Here is a 1,150-nt window from a genome sequence, read left to right as displayed (position 1 = left end):
CTTCGCCGGATTGGACGACGCCGTCGACATCTCGATCAAGAAGGGCATCCAGCTCGTCGACGAGCAGGGCGAGCGGATGTTCGGGTAGGCGCCGACGAACAGCTCAAGAATTCGACAGACCCGAGGGCCGGCCCAAATCCTGGGCCGGCCCTTTCGTTTGCTCCGCTATGCCGGCTGCAACGCTCTGCGCGGCAGTGGCGGGAAGGCGATGGCGATGCCCGCCGCACCCAGCCCGATGAGGGCCGAACCGATGAACAGCCAATGGTAGTTGGCGTAGGCGTCGAACACCATGCCGCCGGCGAGCGGGCCGAGCGCCATGCCGAGGCTGGACAGCATGGTGGCGGCGCCGAACACGGTGCCCAGGATGCGCTGGCCGAAATATTCGCGCGCCAGCACTGCGTAGAGGGGCATGACGCCGCCATAGGTGGCGCCGAAGACGACGGCCAGCATGTAGAACTGGCCGAGCTGACTGATCGAGAGATAGGCGGCGATCACCACGGCCTGGATCAACAAGCCGGCGATCAGCACCGGCTTGACGCCAAGCCTGTCGGCGAGCACGCCGTAGAGCAGACGCCCGCCAAGCCCGGCAAGGCCCTCGACGCTGTAGATCGAGACGGCGGCCATGGGCGCCACGCCGCACAGCATGGCATAGCTGACCATGTGGAAAATCGGCCCCGAATGCGCCGCGCAGCAGGCGAAGAAGGTGAGCCCCAGCACGATGAATTGCGGCGAGCGCAGCGCTTGGCCGACGCTCAGGCCGGCGCCCTCGGCAACCGGCGAGGAGCCAGTGTCGGTCACGACAGGCTTCGGTGGCTGGCGCACCAGAAGCACCGCCGGCAGGAGCAGCACCCAAGCCATGATGCCGATGTCGAACATGGCGGTGCGCCATTCATAGGCCGAGATCAGCCAGCGGGCGAAGGGCGAGATCGTCATCGGCGCGACGCCCATGCCGGCCGAGACCAGCGACACGGCAAGGGCGCGATTGGTGTCGAACCAGCCTGTTGTAAGCGCGATCATCGGTGCGAAGAAGGCGCTGGCCGCGAGCCCGACGAGCACGCCAAAGGTGATCTGGAAGGTGACAAGCGAGCCCGCGCGGCTGGCCAGCACCAAGGCCAGGCCGAGAAGCAACGCGCCGATCGTGACGACGATG

General features: G+C 66.9%; 1 protein-coding gene. It reads right to left on the bottom strand.

The features are described 5' to 3' along the window. Positions 1-165: 165 nt before the first annotated feature. A partial coding sequence (locus tag FJ980_RS33125) for an MFS transporter (protein WP_140547614.1) occupies positions 166-1,150 on the bottom strand: 985 nt, incomplete at its 5' end.

It is taken from the genome of Mesorhizobium sp. B1-1-5, assembly GCF_006443065.1.
Taxonomy (GTDB): Bacteria; Pseudomonadota; Alphaproteobacteria; order Rhizobiales; family Rhizobiaceae; genus Mesorhizobium.
The sequence above is the reverse complement of the archived record's forward strand: the minus strand, read 5'-3'. Positions and strand labels throughout refer to the sequence as shown.